Here is a 19,883-nt window from a genome sequence, read left to right on the forward strand (position 1 = left end):
CGTCATGAACGTTACTTTTTTAAATCCCCCCTTCCACCCGATGTTCAGTCGGGAATCTAGATCCCCATGTGTTACGAAGTCCAGTACGCTTTACTGGCCCATGTTTTTGAGCTATGCTGCCGGCGTTTGCGAAGCCGACGGTAACGAAATCCAGCTGATCGACAGTCCCGCCATGGAACTCGATCTTCCGCAAACGCTCGAAGGCATCAAGAAATTCGGTCCGGAACTCGTTATTTGCAGCACTAGCACCCCGAGTATTTTGAACGACCTCAAGGTAGTACATGCGATCAAGCAAGAAATGCCGAACGTGAAGGTCGCCATCATGGGTACGCACGCGACTGCAGAGCCGCTCGAATCCATGGAAATGGAACCGTCTTTGGACTACGTGGTGATTGGCGAAGCCGACTACACCTGTAGGAACCTTGTCCGCGCTCTCCGTGGCGATGGCGCTCCTGTCGGTCAGTTCGCAGGTCTTGCTTACCGCACCGCCGAAGGCAAGGTGGACTTCCAGCCCGAAGGCCCGAAGATTGAAAACCTGAACGAAATCCCGTGGGTCTCGAAGGTCTACCGCAAGCACCTTTACAGCTGCTACAAGAAGTATTTCTACGGCGCAAACCTGAACCCGCTTATCGTGATTCTCAGTGGCCGCGGTTGCCCGAACCACTGCAGCTACTGCGTGATTCCGCAGACGCTCAACGGTCACAAGTTCCGCCGCCGCGATCCGAAGGACGTTGTCGACGAACTCCAGTACATCAAGGAAAACTTCGAAGATTTAGGCGAAGTTTTCTTTGAAGACGATACGTTTACGGCAAGCCACGAACACGTGCGCCAGATTTGCAACTTGATTCTTGAACGAGGTCTCAAGATTACTTGGAGCTGCAACGCCCGCGCCGATGTGCCGCTCGATTTGCTCAAGCTCATGAAGAAGGCCGGTGGCCGCGAAATGTGCGTGGGCTTCGAAAGCGCCTCCCCCGAGGTTCTCGAAAAGATCCACAAGGGCGTGAAGAACACAGACAAGGCTATTGAATTTACGAAGAATGCCCGCAAGGCAGGACTCCTCGTTCACGGATGCTTCATGGTCGGTAACCCGGGCGACACGCCGGAAACTCTCCGCATGACGCTCGACTACGCCAAGAAGCTGAACCCGAACACAGCCCAGTTCTACCCCATCATGGCATACCCTGGCACCGAAGCTTACAAGGAAGCTCTCGCCAGTGGCGCTTTGAAGTCGAAGGATTACAGCCAGTGGCTCGACAAAGACGGTTTCCACCGTACCACGATCCAGCGCGGCGAACTCACAAGCCAGGCTCTCGTGGACTTCTGCGACAAGGCCCGCCGTGAATTCTACCTGCGTCCAAGCTACATCATTAGTCAGGGCATCATGGCGCTCAAGAACCCGCGTGAACGTTACCGCGTTCTCCGTGGATTCGGCACGCTGGTGAAGCACTTGTTCAGAAAGCATGGTGAACTCGCCCCGGTCGCAAGACAGGCTCCGACTAATAAGACGTAGGGGAAAACCTAAGTTTTTCCCCTAGACTCCTATCCTTTACTGCGGCTAGGAATGTTTTGATAAGTCGTAAAGGGAAACCCGAGGTTTCCCTCTAGACTCCTTTCCTTGGAATCATACGTCATTCTGAGAGGCGAATAGCCTCGAAGAATCCAGTTAAATTTCAAAAGCGACCCGCAAATAAGCGGGCCGTTTTTTGCAGCCATCATTTCAGTCTATTAAACTTTTTCATTTCTTTGTCCAAAAACGTATCAACGTATTTTGCATAAATGAGCGTTGTGTCCAAATTGCGGTGGCCGAGAAGTTTGCTCGTTGCTGGTAGCGGGATTCCTATCGTGATGCATGTTGTTGCAAATGTATGCCGCGCCAGGTGGCAATGGATATGCTTGTAATGCCCTAGTTTTTTCGCCCCCTTGCGTAGTGTGCGGTTGAACGTCGAATTATCCACGACATGAAACACGCGTCCAGACGTAAGCGGGTTCGGGAGCAACAGTCGTGCCTGCACAGGAATCGGGATGTACACCGCCTCGCCAGTCTTGTGCATTTGCTTACGGATTTTCCAGTCAAAAATTTCTGAGGCATCCAGCGAGCGCAAGTCTCCGTAACGGAGTCCCGTAAAACAGCTGAACAGGAACACGCGCATCACGTCATCTTCTGCCCGCGTCAAAGCATAACGCGAATCCATGTAATTCAAATAAAGTTGTTTCAGTTCACGCACCGTCAAAAATCCACGGCGCGAGTAAGCCCGCCCCACTTTCACATTTTCAAATGGGTCACCCTGAATCACTCCATCAGCCTTCATCTTGTTGCAAAAAATACGGAACACCGAGAGCGCCTTGACCACAGTCGCCTCCTTATGATGGAGCGTTTCCAAATGACGCTTGTAATTCCGCACCGTTTCGGAAGTCACATCTTTGCATTCGAGCCCCGGCTCAAAAAGCGCTATTTTCTTTAAATTCCAATAATACGTGCGTACCGTCAAAGGCGCGAGTTCATCAGCATCCTTCTTTAAATAGTCTAGCGCACAGTCCAAAAAACGCATAAAGCCTCCAATAGTTTAAATGAAGGCTGAATTTAATCACGTTTTTCAATTATTTCGACTTCTGTTTAAAACATCCCATATTCATAGATTATATTTATACTAGCGATTTATTACACATTTTTTAATGGAGGGAGCCATGAACGATATTATCCAGGCGGTAAACATCTGTATAGACTTGTTCAGCCTTTCCATATTGTTCCTCATTTTGGTTCTCCTCTGGGTCGGGCATTGGCGTAACGACAGGCTTCAGTACAACTTCACAGGCATGATAATCGCCTACCACGGCGTGATTATCACGTACGCCATCATCCACTTTTGCGACGGTGAACTTTCGGCCCCAGTTTATACCATTGTCGATTTAGTCAGCTTTGCTTCAAGCGCGCTGTGCATATACTATTTATCTCAATACGTCATTGCATTACTCGAAAACAAGAAATGCGAACTGCACAAAAACATACACTACATGATTTATGCGCTTTGCGTCCTTGACTTTTTGCTGAACGTCGGCGTAGACATCTCTACAGGCGACATTACCCGCGACTGGACTTCAAACGAGACAATCGTTTCTTGGCTTGCCACAGGCGTTTGGGGCATTCTCATGACGGGAATCATCATTTATTACCGCAAGCAGTTTGGACTACGGACTTTTATCTTCTTTATCATCTACTTTATTCTGCCCTTTATTGCAGGCTCGGCAGCTCCGTTTGTCGAAGGGATCCGCGTGGATATCGTCAGCGTGGTCTTCGTAATTGTCTGCCTTTTTGTCGGTGTTCAGGTCAGCGAAAACACATCGCATAAAATGTTCGAAAAGCTGAGTTTCAACGACGCCATGACGGGACTTTTCAACAGAAACTACCTTGTGATGCACCCCGACGATGTGAAGCGCAAGCTCCCATGCAGTTACGTGATGTTTGACCTAAACCACCTCAAGGAAATTAACGACAACTACGGACACAGCAATGGTGATGAATACATACGAAACTTTGCCGAGATTCTAAAGAAGATTCTCCCCGAAAACGCCGAAGCCATCCGCACCGGAGGGGATGAATTTTTGGTGATTATCCCCAAGTTCAACCGCACCAAATGCGAAGCTTTCTTGAACCGTTTCGTTGAGGAGTCTAGGCAAACTCAGGTTCAGGGAATTACGGAAAGCGCGGCCTATGGTTTTGCGGTGCGCACATCGGGCGTCCAAACCGAAGACGAAGTCATTGCGTCAGCCGACAAGCAGATGTACTTGCAAAAGAAAGCGTCACGGGAAGGAAGATAGTAGGTAGTTAGAAGTAGACAGTAGGCGGTAAGAAGGATTTGCTATAGGAATGCGCGCGGAAAGCGGCGATGCGCCATAGCATACAAAAAGACCTGAAACTAAATCCAGATCTTTTTTTCAAGTTTTTCGAGATGGCGAGTAAGCATTTCAGGTTTTATCTAAATCAGCCTGAATTGCTAAAACATCAACTTCAGAAAGCTCCGTGAATTCAATAATTTCTTCGACGGGCTTCTTTTTCAACAGCATTTTTTTCGCAATTTCGCGAGCTTTTTGATCGGCGCCTTTTGCAAGACCTTTTGCAAGACCTTGTTCGAGACCCTGTGCGAGACCATGTTCGAGACCTTGTTCGAGACCTTGCTGCAAGCCGCTATCAATAGCCGCTTTATGGATTGCATATTTATCCCACTTGGCTTTCTGAGCTTCGTCAATCATCTTCTGTTCCTCTTTCGATAATTTAGCCAATTTCGCTGTCGAAAACAAGAGTTCGAACACCGTATTCACATACTGCTTGGGCATCTGCGTCATGTTTTTCATATTCTTAAGAGCATAAAGCGCCTTGTCGAGCGTCGTTTCTAGTTCGTCCAAAGGCTTGTTGAACTTCGGGAGTTCTACATATGCAAAATAAAGAGTATCGCTGATGCAAGACCCATTAATTTCTCGAAGTTTTGCCCGACGGATGTAGCGGTCATCGGCAAACACATTAAATTCCATGATCACAACTGTAACAACAGGGTTCAATTCGTAATTGTACTTTTTGCCGCGTTGCCCCTGAGCAACGACCGTCTGCGAAGCATAATAAATCGAACGATTGACAATGTTTTTCTGAAAAAGAATCTGCACTTCGATGATGAATCTCCGCTGAGCCGAATCGATGCAGTGCAAGTCGAAGATGGAAGTCCGATTTTCATTCGAACCGTCGCTGTATTCCTTGTTACGAGACTGCACATCCACAATCGGCGATGCAATTTCTCCTTCAAGTACAGCGTTCAAAAGCGCAATCAAACATACTTTGTTCTGCGAGTCAGGATTGAAAGCCTTCTTGAAAGTTCTGTCGAGAAGAAGATCCGCAAAGACGCCAGCCCCTTTGTATTCTTCGAAAGTCTTTGCCTCGCCAATCATTTCACCATGGCTATTTTTTATTTCAGCCACAATATTATTTTCCATATTTTTTTCGTTGTTAAATTCCCGATAATGTCGGGATCATAGACAGAAAACCGCTCCCCGTCCATTATATTAACACGCTTTTTTGAGCGATTTATTTCACATTTTTTTGAAATAAAATGAATTTTTACAATTAGTAATACACAAAGCATACAAAAAGACCTGGAACTAAATCCAGGTCTTTTTTCAATTTTTTCGAGAAGACCGCGCGGATTACTTCGTTGCCGCAGCGAAAGCCGCGCCAAGCTTCGTCAAAGCTTCGTCGCATTCAGCGGCGGAGACGTTCAGCGGCGGGAGCAAACGGAGCACGTTGCCCTTAGCGCTGAGAACCATCATGCCTTCGTCACGAGCGGCAGCAATCACGTTACCGACCGGGAGGGATTCGTCGAGAGCGAGGCCGAGAATAAGGCCTTCACCACGCACGCCCTTCACTGCCGGGAACTTAGCAGCAATCGCTTCGAGGCCAGCCTTGAGCTGAGCGGAGCGAGCTTCGACATTGGCGAGGAATTCCGGCTTTGCAATCTGGTTCACGACAGCGAGACCCACTGCGCAAGCAACCGGGTTACCACCAAACGTCGTGCCGTGATCACCCGCCTTAAGCTGGTCAGCGACCTTCTGGCGGAGGAGCACTGCACCGAGCGGGAGACCGCCGCCAAGAGCCTTGGCAAGCGACACGAGGTCAGCATCAATGCCATGCTTCTGGAGGCCAAGGAATGTTCCGAGACGGCCCATACCTGCCTGGACTTCGTCGACAATCACGAGGCAGCCGAATTCTTTCTTCAAGCTGTTGATTGCAGCGACCATTTCATCGGAAACGGTCATCACGCCACCTTCAGCAGCGAGAGATTCAAGCATGATAGCGCAAGTGTCGCTGTTGACTTCGGCCTTGAGGGCTGCGACATCGTTCCAAGGAACGTGAACAAAGTCACCCGGCATGGAGCCAAAGCCTTCGCGGATAGCCGGCTGACCCGTTGCAGAAAGGGCTGCAAACGTACGACCGTGGAAGCTGTTGATGAACGTCACGATCTTCTGGCGGTTCTTTTCACCCTTGCGATCGAAATACTTACGAGCAAACTTGATGCAGCCTTCGTTAGCTTCGGTACCGGAGTTGCAGAAGAATGCCTTGTCGAAACCCGTTGCAGCGAGGAGAGCCTTGGCGAGGTTCACCTGCGGGTAGTTCGGATAAAGGTTCGAAATGTGGAAGAAGCTGTCCATCTGTTCTTCGACAGCCTTCTTGATTGCGGCGTTCTGGTGGCCGAGAGCGTTCACGGCGATGCCAGCGACAAAGTCAAGATACTTCTTGCCGTTCTTGTCGAACAAGTAAGAACCTTCGCCACGGACAAATTCAATATTGGCCTTGCCATAAAGCGGGGCGATAAACTGCTTGTCTTCTTCAAAAACGGAATTAGCCAAGGATTGTGCCATAGTTCAGTTCTCCATTAATTTGTTTTACAAAGTGGTCGGCATCCTTCCAGCCGACAATGTGAATGCTCTTGAGGCCACGTTCAATGCTCTTGAAGCTTTCGCGGACCTTCGGGATCATGCCGCCGTTGATGACGCCAGAAGCAATGAGGGCTTCGCTTGCATCTTCCGTGAGTTCCGGAATGACGGTCTTGGTATCGTCCATCACGCCCGGGACATCGCTCACCAGCACGAACTGGTCAGCGTGGAGTGCCACAGCCAGTTCGCTTGCGGCAGTATCGGCATTCACGTTCCAGCTCACAGCCTTGCCGTTTTCGTCCGGACCGATAGAGATCGGGCTTACGACCGGGACAAAGCCAGCAGACCAAAGCGTTTCCACAATCTGCGGATTGACCTTCTTGACTTCGCCCACGAGGCCAAGATCCACCTTGCCCTGCTTCTTGACCACTTCAAACAACTTGCCATCGACGCCACTGAGGCCGACAGCGTTGCAATTGTTTTCGAGGAGCATTCGCACGAGCTTCTTGTTGACGTGTCCCGAGAGCGTCATTTCGACCATCTTCATGATAGAAGGCGTCGTGACTCGGAGACCGTCGATAAAGGTGGGTTGTTCTCGGAGCAAGGAGATGTTCTCGTTGATGTCCTTGCCACCGCCGTGTACCACGGCCACTTGGCAGCCCATAGCCGGAAGCTTGCTGACTGCCGCCACAAAATCGGCCAACTTGGCTTCGTCGATTGCCAAGCTGCCACCAATTTTTACAACCACTTTTTTCATCGCTTACGATGTCCTCATAATTCTCAGGCGAAAAGCGAGCACCATTGCCCGGATTAGCCCGAAAAATTTACCGCAAATGTAGAAAAAGGAACTCTAGGCTTACCGCTAAGGATTAATTTTTAAAAGAAAAAAGCACGACTTATTGGTTAAACCTTTTTTTCCCAATTTCTTTCACTTTTTCACTCTTCAGGCGTAATTTTTTTATATCTTTTGGGAAAACCTAACCAATATAAGAGGTATTTTATGGCAATTACGAAAGTTTGGCTCGATGAATCTAGCGACGAATGCGTCTCCTGCGGCGCTTGCGAAGCAACTTGCGATGCAGTCTTCTCCGTTCCGGAAAAGATGGTCGTTAAGGAAGGCGTTGACTTCAGCGCATACGAAAACGAAATCAAGGACGCTGCAGACAGCTGCCCGGCCGGCGTGATCAAGTTCTCGTAATTCGAGCATTTAGGCAAAGTTATCGCGGAACCCCGCGATGGTACGAAGCTTTGCTTATCTTGTAAGATTGAACACAAAAACAGCACTCGATTCTATCGAGTGCTGTTTTTGTTTGTTTTGAAAGGGGGATGCCCGCTCGGCGGCGGGCATGACAATGAAAGCCGCGACTCTCGGCTAGAAGCCCTTCTTCATAGATTTAAGAAGAGCGTTCAGCTTGGCGGGCTGGGCTGCATTCGGCTTCTTCTGCGGCTGCATGCCCGGGCGTTCCTTACCGGCAATTTTGTTCTTGAGGTCGGCAATCGTTGCATGTCCCTGAATGCCACCCTGCGGGCGAGCACCACCGTCGCGATGACCGAAGTTACCACGCGGGCCACCCACGCGCTGACCGCGAGGACCGCTCACGCCAGCACCGGCAACACCGTCCGTCTGTTCCTGCTTCATGGAAAGGCTGATGCGCTTCTGGTTAGCATCGACTGCAACCACGCGAACCTTCACCACGTCACCGACCGTAAGCACGTCCTTAGCGTCCGTCACATACTTGTCGCTGATTTCAGAAATGTGAACGAGACCGTCCTGATGCACGCCGATGTCCACGAAAGCACCGAAGTTAGCAACGTTGGTCACGACACCTTCCATCCAGCTACCCGTCACGAGGTCGTTGATGGTCTTGATGCGGTCATCGAACTTAGCATAACGGAATTCCTTACGCGGGTCGCGGCTCGGCTTCTGGAGTTCCTTGAGGATATCTTCCAAAGTAGCACGACCGACTTCGTCGGAGAGGAATTCGTCGAGCTTGATGCCCTTCACGGCGTCTGCATTGCCGACCATTTCCTTGACCGGAACACCGACCTTTTCAGCCATCTTTTCGACGAGGGCGTAGTTTTCAGGATGCACGGCGGAATCGTCGAGCGGGTTTTCTGCACCCGGGATACGCATAAAGCCTGCGGCCTGTTCGAAAGCCTTCGGACCAAAGCCCTTGACCTTCTTCAAATCTTCACGGCTTGCATAAGCGCCATTTTCTTCACGGTACTTCACAATAGCTTCAGAGAGCGTGTTGCTGAGGCCTGCCACGTGAGAGAGGAGCGGAGCAGAAGCGCTGTTCACGTCAACACCGACCATGTTCACGCAGCTTTCCACGACTTCGTCCAAGCGCTTCTTGAGTTCGCGCTGGTTCACGTCGTGCTGGTACTGGCCCACGCCAATGGACTGCGGATCGACCTTGACAAGTTCAGCGAGCGGGTCCTGCAAGCGGCGGCCAATGGAAATAGCACCACGGGTCGTCACGTCTTCCTTCGGGAATTCGGCGATAGCAATCATGCTTGCGCTATAGACAGATGCACCGGCTTCGGAGACGATAACGCGCGGCGGAACCTTGCCCTTGAACTTGAGAGCCATTTCGCCACAGAAAGCGTCCGTTTCGCGGCTTGCCGTACCGTTACCGATTGCGATGAGGTCAATCTGATACTTGTCGATGAGGCTCATCAGATAAACTGCGGCACCGGCCTTGTCGTTCCACGGTTCATGCGGCTTGATGATGCCGTGATCCATGAACTTGCCGTTCTTGTCGAGCACAGCGACCTTGCAACCCGTACGGAAACCCGGGTCGAGGGCGAGCACAGCCTTGTGGCCTGCCGGAGCGGCGAGCAAAACGTCCTGGAGATTCTTGGAGAACACCTTGAAAGCTTCTTCTTCGGCGCTGTCCTTGAGGAGGAGGCGCACTTCGCTTTCCATGCTCGGCTGGAGCAGGCGTTCCCAAGCGTCCTTGCACATATCTTCGAGGTACGGCTTCCAGACAGAGTCGTGCTTGATGACCTGATTCTGGAGATAACCGATCATTTCTTCGTTCGGGACTTCGATGGAGAGGCGAAGCACCTTTTCCTTTTCGCCACGGCGGAGAGCGAGCATACGGTGGCTCGGGATCTTGGAGACCGGTTCGCTAAAGTCGTAGTAGTCCTTGAACTTGGTTTCTTGCTTTTCGAAATCCTTCTTGACCTTGGAAACCATGACGCCAGTCTTTTCGACCTTGTTGCGGAGGTACTGACGGTATTCGGCGTTGTCTGCAACTTCTTCGGCGAGGATGTCTGCAGCACCCTTGAGGGCGGCACGTGGGTCGGCAAGTCCCTTTTCTTCGGACAAATAAATGCGTGCAATTTCTTCTGCCGTGTTTCCGGTATTTTCCTGAGCCCACATCAGGCGGGCGAGCGGTTCCAGACCAAGTTCCTTTGCAATCGTTGCGCGAGTACGCTTCTTCGGCTTGAACGGAGCGTAAATATCTTCGAGAAGAGTCTTGTCCTTGCAAGCTTCAATCTGAGCCTTGAGTTCCGGCGTGAGCTTGCCCTGTTCCTCGATGCTCTTGAGGATCGTTTCCTTGCGGTCCACAAGTTCCTGGAGGTAGTCGCGACGGTGGCTGATGTCGCGGAGTTCAATTTCGTTCAATGTACCCGTTTGGTCCTTACGGTAACGGGCGATAAAGGGGATCGTGCCCCCCTGGTCCATAAGTTCGAGCGCCTTAGATACGCGCCACACTTCAAGATTCAGCTCTTCAGCAATAATCGCAGAAAAATCCATTTGAGATTCCTACTTGTAGATTCCGTTTCCGGATTTGGGGTCCACCGAACCGTACACCCCTCATTGGATAGCACAGCCCGCACGGCCCTCAGTGACACAAGCCTGGCAACTACCGCTGCCAGACACCCCTCTCGGGGTTCTACCGAATATAGCAAAAGAAAGTGTCAAATTTTCGACACTTGGGGGCAAGGCTCAAAAAAGCCGTCCGGAAACCGCCCAAAGACGGGTGCGGCGCATTAAAACACCTGCAACACTTTTGAAATTTTAGTTTACGATGGATTCCCCAACCACCCCATTAAAAGTTACCTTTGGAGTATAGAAAAGGGATGTTTTATGAAAAATTCAAAATTTTTCGTTTTGAGTCTTGCCGTTGCATTTGCCACAGAAGCCTATTCCCAGGATTTTTGCAACACAGCAACCCACAGCGGCGAAAGCACGGTCGTCACTTCCAACGACATCAACGATATCGGTAACTATAGTTACGAACTTTGGGCCGACATCGGCAACAACTCCGCCACGTTCTACACCGACGGCTCATTCTCCTGCGAATTCAACAACGTGAACGATTACCTCTGCCGCGAAGGCATCCGCTACGGCATGAACAGCGGGCTCAAGTACACTGACCTCGGACACCTTTACGCCGACTTCAAGCTGACCGACCCGTCTTTCAAAAGCTACTCCAACGTGACGTACTCCTACATCGGCGTTTATGGCTGGTCGCAAGACCCGCTCATCGAATGGTACATCGTCGACACCTGGAGCCCGTATCGTCCGAACTGGATCGGCAAATCTACAGCAAACTGTGACGAATGCGGTCTGCGCGGCACCATCACCGTTGACGGTGCGGTCTATGAAGTCTACGTCGACAAAGTCCAGCGCGGATCCATCGAAGGCGAAAACACTCCCTTCACGCAATATTTCAGCGTGCGCAAGACCAAACGCGCCTGCGGCACCATCGATATTACCGCCCACTTTGACGGCTGGAAGAGCTTAGGTCTTGAACTCGGCAACTCCATGTACGAAGCAAAAGTTCTCGGCGAAGCGGGCCAATACCCCGAAAACGGGAACGCCTCCGGCACACTCGACTTCGCCTACGCCAAGGTCTACACAGGCGAAGCAAGCTCCACGGCCCTTCCCCAATTTGCACCGAAAACAAACACAATCACTAGCGCACAGGTTTTCGATATGCAGGGCAAATTCCTCGGAAACGTAAATGCCACAAGCGATATCCAGAGCGCCATCAAGAACAAGTTCCATAGCACCGGTATTTATATGGTAAAGCTCGGCTCTGCAATGAAGAGCGTTTCCGTAAAATAAGTTCTTTTCATAACAAACCACACTCTAATCATCAAGCTTGCGATTTCCCCAATCGTAGGCTTTCTTATATTTAAAATAATGGAACAACAAAACTTATCAGTCGCAAAGCAATTCAAGACCGGGTTTGCCACATACATTAAGGCATTCCGTCTCATACGTGCAAACAAGCTCACTAAATATTTGCTCATTCCCGCCATTTTGAACATCATTGTCGTGGTCGCGTTCATTTTCTCGGGCGTCGGCATTAGCGACTGGATCAACGGCATCATCGAGCGCAGCACCGAAAACATGAACGGCTGGATTCACGCCGGCATGGTCGCCATCAAGATTATTCTCCCCATTGTTTTCTTTGCGCTATTCATTTTTATCGGCGGAACAATCGTCAATATTCTCATGTCGCCCATTTACACGTTCCTCTCCGAAAAAACAGAAACCATCCTTACCGGGAAAGAATTTCCGTTTGACATGAAGCAAACGCTCAAAGACATTTGTCGCGCCATCGTGATTGCCATCCGCAATACTGCAAAGCAGCTTGTCTTGACCGCCCTTTGCCTGCTTTTGAATTTTATTCCTGTCGCGGGGAGCATCGCATCGCTTGTCCTAATTTTCATCATCAACGCATATTACTTTGGCTTTGGATTCATGGACTACACTTACGAGCGCTGGCGTTTATCGCCGAAAGACAGCCGCAAGGAAACCCATAAATTAAAGTTCGTCACATTTGCAAACGGCGCCGTATATTCGTTACCTCTTTACCTCATCTGCGGATCATTTATCGCCGCATTTATCGGAGGCGTTTCAACTGTTGCCGCCACGCTATCGCAATTAGAATTGAGCGAAAAATCGCCATCTTAAATTTCTATCTTTGCGACATGCTCAAGAACTACATTTTTGATTTAGGCGGAGTTCTTTTGGATATCCGCATGAAAAACGCTTACGAACGATTTGTCGCACTCGGCTTGCCGCCCACCGAACTTGAGCCGGGCAGTTTTGTCTACAAACTGATGGAAGATTACCAGCTTGGGTTTGTGACGACCACAGAATTCTGCCAGCAAGTCGCAAGCAAGTGCGTTGCCGATTCTAACACCAAATGCGCAGCAAGCCTAACAACGCCACACGATATCGAAGACGCCTGGAATTCCATTTGCTTGAGCGTTGCCGACCGCAAATTACAAGCACTCCGCAAACTGCGCAAAATGGAAGGTGTTGCAAGCGTTTCGCTTTTGAGCAATACAAACGAACTGCATTGGGAATGCTGTTGCCAAAATTGGTTCAATGCGAACGGCAACAAGCTCGAAGACTTTTTCTACAAGATTTTCTTGAGCCAGGAGCTCCATTTGCAAAAGCCCGACCCCGAGATTTTCAAGACTGCCATTCGCGAACTCGGAGCCTCCCCCGCCGAGACGATATTCCTCGACGATAGCCCTGTCAACACCGCCGCCGCAGCAGCATGCGGATTACAGACGCTTACCGTAACATCAGACGTTGACTGGGTGGCAACGCTTTTTTCGCAAAAACCTTGAATCAATGTAAACATTTTCTTATTTTTACGCTACATAACGAGTACCTGCAACCGATTTTTGGGGCATTTGGCACCTTGAATTCTGTATAGCAGCCTCGTCTCAAGGAGTTAAAATGAGAAACAACATTCAAGCGATTTTCGCGTTAGTTCTTTTACTAACGGTTTCGCTTTTTGCACAAAACATGTGCATTGAACTTTGCACAACTTGTCAAAATAATACAGATCAAACTTGCCAAAAAGTTGAAAATAGCTGCCATTGCACAGCCCTCCTCGACAGCATCAACGCAGTCCAAGCAAACAAAGATGAAGCGATTGCTAAAGAAAAGCCCGTTGAAGAAAAATCAATTGAAGAAGCTCCCGTCAACAAGTCCCAAGACACAAGAATCGTCTCCGCGCAAAACAATAATTTTGGGTCAACGTCCAACGAAGTCACCCCAAACAACCTAGAAATACGTTCCAAAAAGAAATCAAGCAACTACTTAGGATTTACACTTGCATATGAATCGCCTAAAAGTTACGATTATTATGGAAGCAATTTAATAGACTACGGTAGCGATAGCGAATTCGGTCTAAACGCAGGCTTTGTATTTAGGCATTACCTTAATCGTTTTATATCATTTAATTCCGGGATTAATGTTGTATACCATACCGGCGATTACGGTATTTCACAAAGGGCTAAGGAATACAATTTTTCTATCGCATCTCTCGGTTTCAATACAATAATGGCAGAAATTCCGCTTGGTTTCCGCTTTGGCATTCCCTTGGGTTCATCCCCAATTTCACTTTTCATCAGCGCCAATTTCCATATTCGCAAGCCCATCTATCAATGGCTTGAGCTTGATGTCCTCGACTATTGGTGGTATGACGACAGTTATGATGATGTAGCAGCATCCTCTGATTGGGAATTCATCCATCTTTTGGGATTGGGCATAGAATTAACACGCCATTTTTCACTTGAAGTCCAATGGTTCGCAGGGAACTTCCGCGCCTACAAAGACGGTGTAGAGCAAGCCTACGAAAACGGCAATAGTTGGCATCTCAAAATGGAAGCAGCATTCTAAAAGGAGCTTAAAATGACAAATAAATTCAATTTACTTTTCATCACATCACTCCTTTTTATTGCCTGTGCCGACGAAAGCCCCATGGAGTCCGTAAACGAATACGTCAGCGCAGCAGAAAGACAATACGCAGAAGACCAAGAATATCAAAGAGAAGAACAAATAAAGCAACGAGAGCAAAACGATTGCTATTATGGAACTAGCAACCATTCCGCATCTTGGTGCTGCTCCAATTATGGCTACCAGTGCAACACCGCCAAAAGTTCGTCTAGTTATTACAACTACTATTACTCTAGTTCCAGTTACAAGAGCAGCAATTCAGGCTCAACTTCGTACAATTACCTCACCCAATATAAAACGATGAAGTTTACGCTTACATACTATAAGCAATTAACTTCTGCTTGGGATGGAATTTCAGCAGGAGGTGCATACTCCGACGGCGATCCAACTATCAGTTTTACCATCTATTTTATCGCTTCAGGCGGACAATCTGATTCAGAATCAACAGGGACTTTACTTTCTCTGCAAGATCAAGGTTCTTGGAGCGGAACAGCAACAACCACAATTTTCGTCCCTAATGGAACTCAGGATATAAAGGTTTGCCCAAAGGTTATAGATAAAGACGCATTTAGCAATGACGACATGTCATCAGGGAAATGCTATACAAAAACCAATATTGGAAAACTCGCCAATAATTCCAAAGTCGAACAAAGCGATTATAACGCCACCAAGTACGATCTCGAATGGGAATGGTACTTGTACTAAAAATTTAAAATCAATATAAGGAGAAACTCATGAATAAACTTTTTAAAGGCATTATAGCATTTGCTATCGTGCTGTGCGCCTGCTCGGGAGAAAATGGCGTAGACGGCAAAAACGGAAAAGACGCAGAAGTCAACATAGACTCTCTTGCAAACGTCATCCGTGAAGAAATCACAGGATCTCTTTGGGATACACTTTATGCCAAGCCCTACATCGATACGGTTTATAACGCCCTTTTCGATAACACGTTCGCATCCAAATGGATGGATTCTGTTCGCAACGCTTTGTTGGACAGCCTCAGAGATGCCGACTACGAAGATCTCTATACCAAACTCTACGACAGCGTCTACAGCGACATTTATTCACAGACAACCATCCGTTCCCTTGACGGATTTATCTATTACGCCAAAGAAAATATCTATGGTTCCTTCGCCAATCAATACCCCTTGATGTATAAGACATTCAAAAGCGGCAAGGACAGCAATTTCGTCCCCCTTTCTGTTAGCGTTCGAAATCAATGTCTCAAATCCACCAAGAATGCCGCCCCCTGCAACTACAAGAAAATCATGGTGCAGGCATGGATTCCAGGATTTACCGACACCGCTAGCGTCACTAGCTTTGTCAACCCCGATACATCAGCCAAGTTCTCTCCGAAATTCAAATTTGACAACAAGGCGCTTGCTAAATTAACAAGCTCTGAAAAGGCTCAATACGAAATTCGCGCTTACGCACTCGAAAACGACCACCAGATACTCTTCTTCAACGGTTCTTCGCCAGTGACCATCCACCCGATGCAAGTTTTTGGTACTGAAATTGAAGGCGTAAAAAACATCAACTGGTGGTACTCCGTCTGGGTAACTCCCAATGCAGATTCCATCTCTCATATTTTGACTGAAATTTCTCGCACATTGCCTGACACCACACTTAAAGTTTATCAGAAATACACAGCAGACACAAGCATTGCCCAAAGCTCAAGACGAGTCGTTTCTGCTCTATTCAGCGTTTTGCAGAAGAGAAAGATTAAATACGTGCAAAACGAAAGCCTCGGTAGCGTCGGACAAAAAATTCAATACCCCGTCGAAACGCTCCGCAAAAAGCAAGGCATCTGTATCGAAACAAGTACATTATTCGCCTCAATTCTTGAAGCTATGGGATTCCAGGCTGTATTGGTTATCATTCCTGGACACTCTTTTGTCGGTTGGCACTCTGAAAAAGATTCAAAAGTCTACGACTTCATTGAAACAACCATGATTTCGAACAGCAAGGCAACGGCAGCAGACGCAATCAACTCAGCCATAAAGACCTATAACGCAGAAGTCGAAGCCAAGAACTTTTCCACAGGAAAATCTGAAATCGTCGACCTGGCAACAGTACGTAAGTACGGCATTTTGCCAAACGACGTTCCGTAACGGATTCTTACTTTATTATCAAAAAAGGTGGCCATTTGTGGTCACCTTTTTTTGTATAAGCATTTTATTGCAAGCAACTCTTAGATGCTCTTTCCATCGCTGAATGCGTTACCCACGCGGCGTTCCATCACGTAGTAGCCGTGACCCGCGGAATCGTAGCACACCGGAGCAAGCTTTTCGACGGAAAGTTTTCCGTCTTGATCAAGCACGGATTCGTCGGCAGTGACGTTCACGATTTCACCGAGCAGGAGTTCGGATTCTTCGTCGTAGCTCACGAGCTTGCATTCGAGCGCAAGCGGCAATTCAGCAACAAGCGGGGCATCGACATTATCGCTCTTGACGGATGTAAAGCCAGCCTTCGCAAATTTATCAGCCACGCGATTACCACTGGTAATGCCCAAATAGTCGATAGCCTTGATGAGATCTGCAGTCGCCATGCTCACGGTAAAAGCCTTGCGAGCAAGAATGTTCGGGATGGTCTTGTGGGTTTTCGCCACGTAAATTGCAACCTGATTGTTGTCGCTGATAGAACCCCAAGCGGCCACCATGGCGTTCGTCGAGCCATCCTCGTTATAGGTGGCGATGACCAAAGTCGGCTGCGGGTACAGATACGTTTTCACTCCGAGATTTTTGCGCATAGACGCTCCTTTTTTTCTTGAATTATAAAATTTTAATGACGGTCAAGATAGACTCGCGCTCCGTTCAGCTTGTAAAACTTCAATAGTTTTTGCGGATTCTTGTTGGGATTGCGCGACTTTTTAAGCCCGACAGTCTGCGATTTCCACTTTTCTAACGAATCTAGCCCAGCGTTCCCAAGAACAGCCAAATCATAACCGATGACATTCACAACACCCGAAGCACGCGCTGTATCCAGTTGCGCCGAAATTCGCGCACTATCCGCAAGTGCTTTAGAATCATCCGTGCGGAACAATTCCGCATCGACCCAGAATTCAATTCCATATTTTGCACAAGCTTGGGCCACCACACGTTCGTATTTTCCGACTGTCGCAATATCTGCATGAGCCTTCCCTGCATCACTTGCCCCAATGCCATCTTGAACCGCAATCACATCAGGCTTGAATCCCGCTGCAAAAAGTTTTTCGAAAAACAATTGCAATTTTTCGGGAGATTCCAAATTCTGGTTGTAGAACGGAGCCGTCATAACCTTCCAGCCAATTACCTTCGCAGCATCCACAAGCGGTTTCAAAAAATGAGTCACTAGCGATTCTACGGTCGCATCATCGCGGAGTCCATCCCAATAATAACGCGCAATTTCTTGCGGGATATATACGCCCTCAATTACAGTCTCATGCCCATACAATTCATAAAGCTCATTTAAAACGTGAACGTTTCTCGCAGACAAAGTATCAAGTTGTGTAATCGTCGGTGGAGCAAACCAATCATTTCCATTGTAATAAAGCCCAAGCCAAATTTTGGTTCCTGCAATTTTTGCAGCCTCTATACTCTTTGGGAAAAGCTGATTATTCTTGTACTGCGTATTCTGCAAAAAATCGAGTTGCGAAGGGTAATACAAATGAGTCGCTTCAACTGCAGCATATTGCAATACGATATATTCCATTCCGAGTGATTGCAAACGCTGATGCATGTGCGTCAAGGAATCCTGCGACTGGTACGCCGTTGTCCAACCCGCATCAAATACACCATTAAGCCCCGCTGCATAAGCACCTTTATTTGTAAACAAAGAAATACAGCACAAAAACGTGACAGAAGTATAGTGCAAAATATGACACAACCTAGACATACTTGAAATATAACATCGTTTCCTTTTATTCGTAAAAAACATTTATCCATATTAGGCTTTTGTTCGTTGGTTTTAGCCACATGGAATGTGCTAGTTTAATAAAAAAAAGGAGTACATCATGAAAAACAAATTCTTTTTATCAACAGTAATCGCATGCGCTTTCATGTTCATCAACTGCAGCGACAACACCAATAAAGAAACCACAGAAATCTCAGAAGACGATGAAACCAGAGTCGAAACGGTTATGACCGTTTCTCCATCAATATCACACGAACATAAAACCAAAGGAGAGCCCAAAGCAAAAGCATCTTCACTCCTCGATAAAGGATCGGTAAAATATTTGGCAGCATCGTCAAAAACATCGCCATCTTATTCAATGGCGGATGCCAAATTTTCAAAAGACATCAGTAAAGTCTTGAAAACCGTAGATGGCTTACACACAACCGGGAAAACAGTTCTTGGGGGAAGACGTGGGAAATCTGCGGGCTTTTCCGAAGGGGCCGCCGGTTCAGCTGGAGTTAGCGACGGTTTGGCAGGACTGCTCGGAGGTTCCGCATCCATGCTCTCCACATCAGGTTCCAAAACGTACGCCAAGAAATCATCAGTCGTAGCCAAAGCTACTCCTAGAAAAAGTTCAGAACGTTCAGTTTCATCAAAAACAGTATACCTCGCTTCTGACAGCGACGAAAGCAGTTCTTGGGACGATGATGAACCTGTTACAAGGCGCAAAAGAAGAGCAAGACATTCCGATGAGCAAGCATCAGGATTGCTCACCGCCGGTGAATGGAACGATCTGGAACATTGGAAATTCTGGACCAACATCATCAACGACAATGATTACAACGGAAAGATGAGCTACTGGAAATTCTACCCCCAGCAACTCGTTGCGGTAAAAGTCGTAGATGGAAACGACGTTGCCATCGCGAACGTTCCCGTGACGCTCCTCAACGGCAGACAAGTAGAATTCACAACCAAAACAGATAATGCGGGTTACGCTTATTGCTGGATTAATTTATTCAATAAATACCAAAACCAAAAAAATGATTTTTGGCTAATTGTTGACGGAGTTGTAATCAATGGGCAACTTAAAATTTCATCTAGGAATAACCGCAAGCTCAACATCAATACCGTTGTAGACAAAGATGCCCAACCCACCAAAACAACAGCTGACATCGCATTCATCGTTGACGCCACAGGTTCTATGAGCGACGAAATCAGGTTCCTCAAATCCGACCTCAATTACATTATCGACCATGCGAGTTCGGAAAGCAATGTTGGCTTACGCACAGCAGCACTCTTCTATCGCGACGTTGGCGACAATTACCTCACGCGCCACGATGACTTTACCGATGACGTCGCAAAGACCCAGGAATTTGTATCACGCCAAAGCGCAAATGGCGGCGGCGACTACCCCGAAGCCGTTCACACAGCGCTTGAAGCCTCATTGCAAAATCTCTCTTGGGACGAAGGCGCTCGTGCACGCATCGCATTCCTCATCCTTGACGCCCCCGCCCACTACGAAGAAGACATCATCAAAAGTCTCCAGAAGTCTATCCGCCTCTTCGCCAAAAAAGGCATCAAGCTTATCCCTGTAGCGGCAAGCGGTGTAGACAAAGAAACTGAATTTATGTTGAGATTCTTCGACTTGGCAACAGGCGGCACATACGTATTCCTCACCGACGACAGCGGCATCGGCAATTCACACATCAAGGCAACCGTTGGCAATTACCAAGTGGAAAGCCTCGCTGAACTGATGATCAGGCTCATCAAGAAATACGTGGAATAACAAATTTTAGACACGACAAAAACACCTCAAGCCGCCATTTTTGGCGGCTTTTTTGTGAAAACAAGCAAATTTCGCTAAGAATTT

17 protein-coding genes are annotated in these 19,883 nt (G+C 48.1%); 10 read left to right on the forward strand and 7 right to left on the reverse strand.

What is annotated here, in order from left to right; translation table 11 throughout:
- Positions 1 to 4: 4 nt before the first annotated feature.
- Positions 5 to 1,510, forward strand: coding sequence for a B12-binding domain-containing radical SAM protein (locus B9Y77_RS06505; RefSeq protein ID WP_085491462.1), 1,506 nt, complete (start codon positions 5 to 7; stop codon positions 1,508 to 1,510).
- Between the two features lie 202 nt (positions 1,511 to 1,712).
- On the opposite strand, the gene B9Y77_RS06510 is transcribed toward B9Y77_RS06505, so the two are convergent.
- Positions 1,713 to 2,549 carry a site-specific integrase gene (locus B9Y77_RS06510; RefSeq protein WP_085490904.1) on the reverse strand — a complete coding sequence of 279 codons (837 nt, stop codon included), beginning with the start codon at positions 2,547 to 2,549 and terminating at the stop codon, positions 1,713 to 1,715.
- Between the two features lie 136 nt (positions 2,550 to 2,685).
- On the opposite strand from B9Y77_RS06510, the gene B9Y77_RS06515 reads away from it, so the two are divergent.
- A complete protein-coding gene (locus B9Y77_RS06515) occupies positions 2,686 to 3,816 on the forward strand; it encodes a GGDEF domain-containing protein (RefSeq protein ID WP_085490905.1) in 1,131 nt (376 codons plus the stop codon).
- Positions 3,817 to 3,963: 147 nt separating this feature from the next.
- On the opposite strand, the gene B9Y77_RS06520 is transcribed toward B9Y77_RS06515, so the two are convergent.
- The 3 genes from B9Y77_RS06520 to argB form a co-directional block, all read right to left on the reverse strand.
- On the reverse strand, positions 3,964 to 4,980 hold the full coding sequence (locus B9Y77_RS06520; protein WP_085490906.1) for an Rpn family recombination-promoting nuclease/putative transposase: 1,017 nt from the start codon (positions 4,978 to 4,980) through the stop codon (positions 3,964 to 3,966).
- Between the two features lie 210 nt (positions 4,981 to 5,190).
- Complete coding sequence (locus B9Y77_RS06525) at positions 5,191 to 6,402, reverse strand: aspartate aminotransferase family protein (RefSeq protein ID WP_085490907.1); 1,212 nt, start codon at positions 6,400 to 6,402, stop codon at positions 5,191 to 5,193.
- Entirely contained in the window at positions 6,383 to 7,174 is a 792-nt protein-coding gene (gene argB / locus B9Y77_RS06530; protein ID WP_014546850.1) for an acetylglutamate kinase, read from the reverse strand. The genes B9Y77_RS06525 and argB overlap by 20 nt, the downstream gene beginning before the upstream one ends.
- Positions 7,175 to 7,417: 243 nt before the next feature.
- On the opposite strand from argB, the gene B9Y77_RS06535 reads away from it, so the two are divergent.
- Entirely contained in the window at positions 7,418 to 7,615 is a 198-nt protein-coding gene (locus tag B9Y77_RS06535) for a ferredoxin (RefSeq protein WP_014546849.1), read from the forward strand.
- A gap of 174 nt (positions 7,616 to 7,789) precedes the next feature.
- Here B9Y77_RS06535 and B9Y77_RS06540 read toward each other — a convergent pair whose 3' ends face one another.
- Complete coding sequence (locus tag B9Y77_RS06540; RefSeq protein ID WP_085490908.1) at positions 7,790 to 10,183, reverse strand: Tex family protein; 2,394 nt, start codon at positions 10,181 to 10,183, stop codon at positions 7,790 to 7,792.
- A gap of 333 nt (positions 10,184 to 10,516) precedes the next feature.
- Here B9Y77_RS06540 and B9Y77_RS06545 point away from each other — a divergent pair, with 333 nt between their 5' ends.
- The 6 genes from B9Y77_RS06545 (at position 10,517) to B9Y77_RS06570 (ending at position 16,251) form a co-directional block, all read left to right on the forward strand.
- On the forward strand, positions 10,517 to 11,500 hold the full coding sequence (locus tag B9Y77_RS06545; RefSeq protein ID WP_085490909.1) for a glycoside hydrolase family 11 protein: 984 nt from the start codon (positions 10,517 to 10,519) through the stop codon (positions 11,498 to 11,500).
- Between the two features lie 78 nt (positions 11,501 to 11,578).
- The gene (locus B9Y77_RS06550) at positions 11,579 to 12,355 is read left to right on the forward strand and encodes an EI24 domain-containing protein (RefSeq protein WP_085490910.1); all 777 of its coding nucleotides are present in this window, start codon (positions 11,579 to 11,581) and stop codon (positions 12,353 to 12,355) included.
- A 17-nt stretch (positions 12,356 to 12,372) separates the two neighbouring features.
- Positions 12,373 to 13,023 carry an HAD family hydrolase gene (locus B9Y77_RS06555; RefSeq protein ID WP_085490911.1) on the forward strand — a complete coding sequence of 217 codons (651 nt, stop codon included), beginning with the start codon at positions 12,373 to 12,375 and terminating at the stop codon, positions 13,021 to 13,023.
- Positions 13,024 to 13,135: 112 nt separating this feature from the next.
- Positions 13,136 to 14,083, forward strand: coding sequence for a porin family protein (locus B9Y77_RS06560; protein ID WP_085490912.1), 948 nt, complete (start codon positions 13,136 to 13,138; stop codon positions 14,081 to 14,083).
- A gap of 12 nt (positions 14,084 to 14,095) precedes the next feature.
- Positions 14,096 to 14,845 carry a hypothetical protein gene (locus B9Y77_RS06565; protein WP_085490913.1) on the forward strand — a complete coding sequence of 250 codons (750 nt, stop codon included), beginning with the start codon at positions 14,096 to 14,098 and terminating at the stop codon, positions 14,843 to 14,845.
- 29 nt (positions 14,846 to 14,874) lie between these two features.
- Positions 14,875 to 16,251 (forward strand): transglutaminase-like domain-containing protein, encoded by a 1,377-nt coding sequence (locus B9Y77_RS06570; protein WP_085490914.1) that lies wholly within the window; start codon positions 14,875 to 14,877, stop codon positions 16,249 to 16,251.
- An 80-nt stretch (positions 16,252 to 16,331) separates the two neighbouring features.
- Here the strand turns inward: B9Y77_RS06570 and B9Y77_RS06575 are convergent, their stop codons facing one another.
- Together B9Y77_RS06575 and B9Y77_RS06580 are read right to left on the reverse strand one after the other, a co-directional pair.
- Positions 16,332 to 16,889 (reverse strand): flavin reductase family protein, encoded by a 558-nt coding sequence (locus B9Y77_RS06575; protein ID WP_085490915.1) that lies wholly within the window; start codon positions 16,887 to 16,889, stop codon positions 16,332 to 16,334.
- A gap of 32 nt (positions 16,890 to 16,921) precedes the next feature.
- Positions 16,922 to 18,013: a DUF4434 domain-containing protein gene (locus tag B9Y77_RS06580; protein ID WP_176221718.1), complete on the reverse strand. Its 1,092-nt coding sequence runs from the start codon at positions 18,011 to 18,013 to the stop codon at positions 16,922 to 16,924.
- A 118-nt stretch (positions 18,014 to 18,131) separates the two neighbouring features.
- Here B9Y77_RS06580 and B9Y77_RS06585 point away from each other — a divergent pair, with 118 nt between their 5' ends.
- Positions 18,132 to 19,799 (forward strand): vWA domain-containing protein, encoded by a 1,668-nt coding sequence (locus B9Y77_RS06585; RefSeq protein ID WP_085490917.1) that lies wholly within the window; start codon positions 18,132 to 18,134, stop codon positions 19,797 to 19,799.
- Positions 19,800 to 19,883 lie beyond the last annotated feature (84 nt).

Origin of the sequence: Fibrobacter sp. UWB13 (genome assembly GCF_900177805.1) — a bacterium.
In the GTDB taxonomy this organism is placed as follows: Bacteria; Fibrobacterota; Fibrobacteria; order Fibrobacterales; family Fibrobacteraceae; genus Fibrobacter.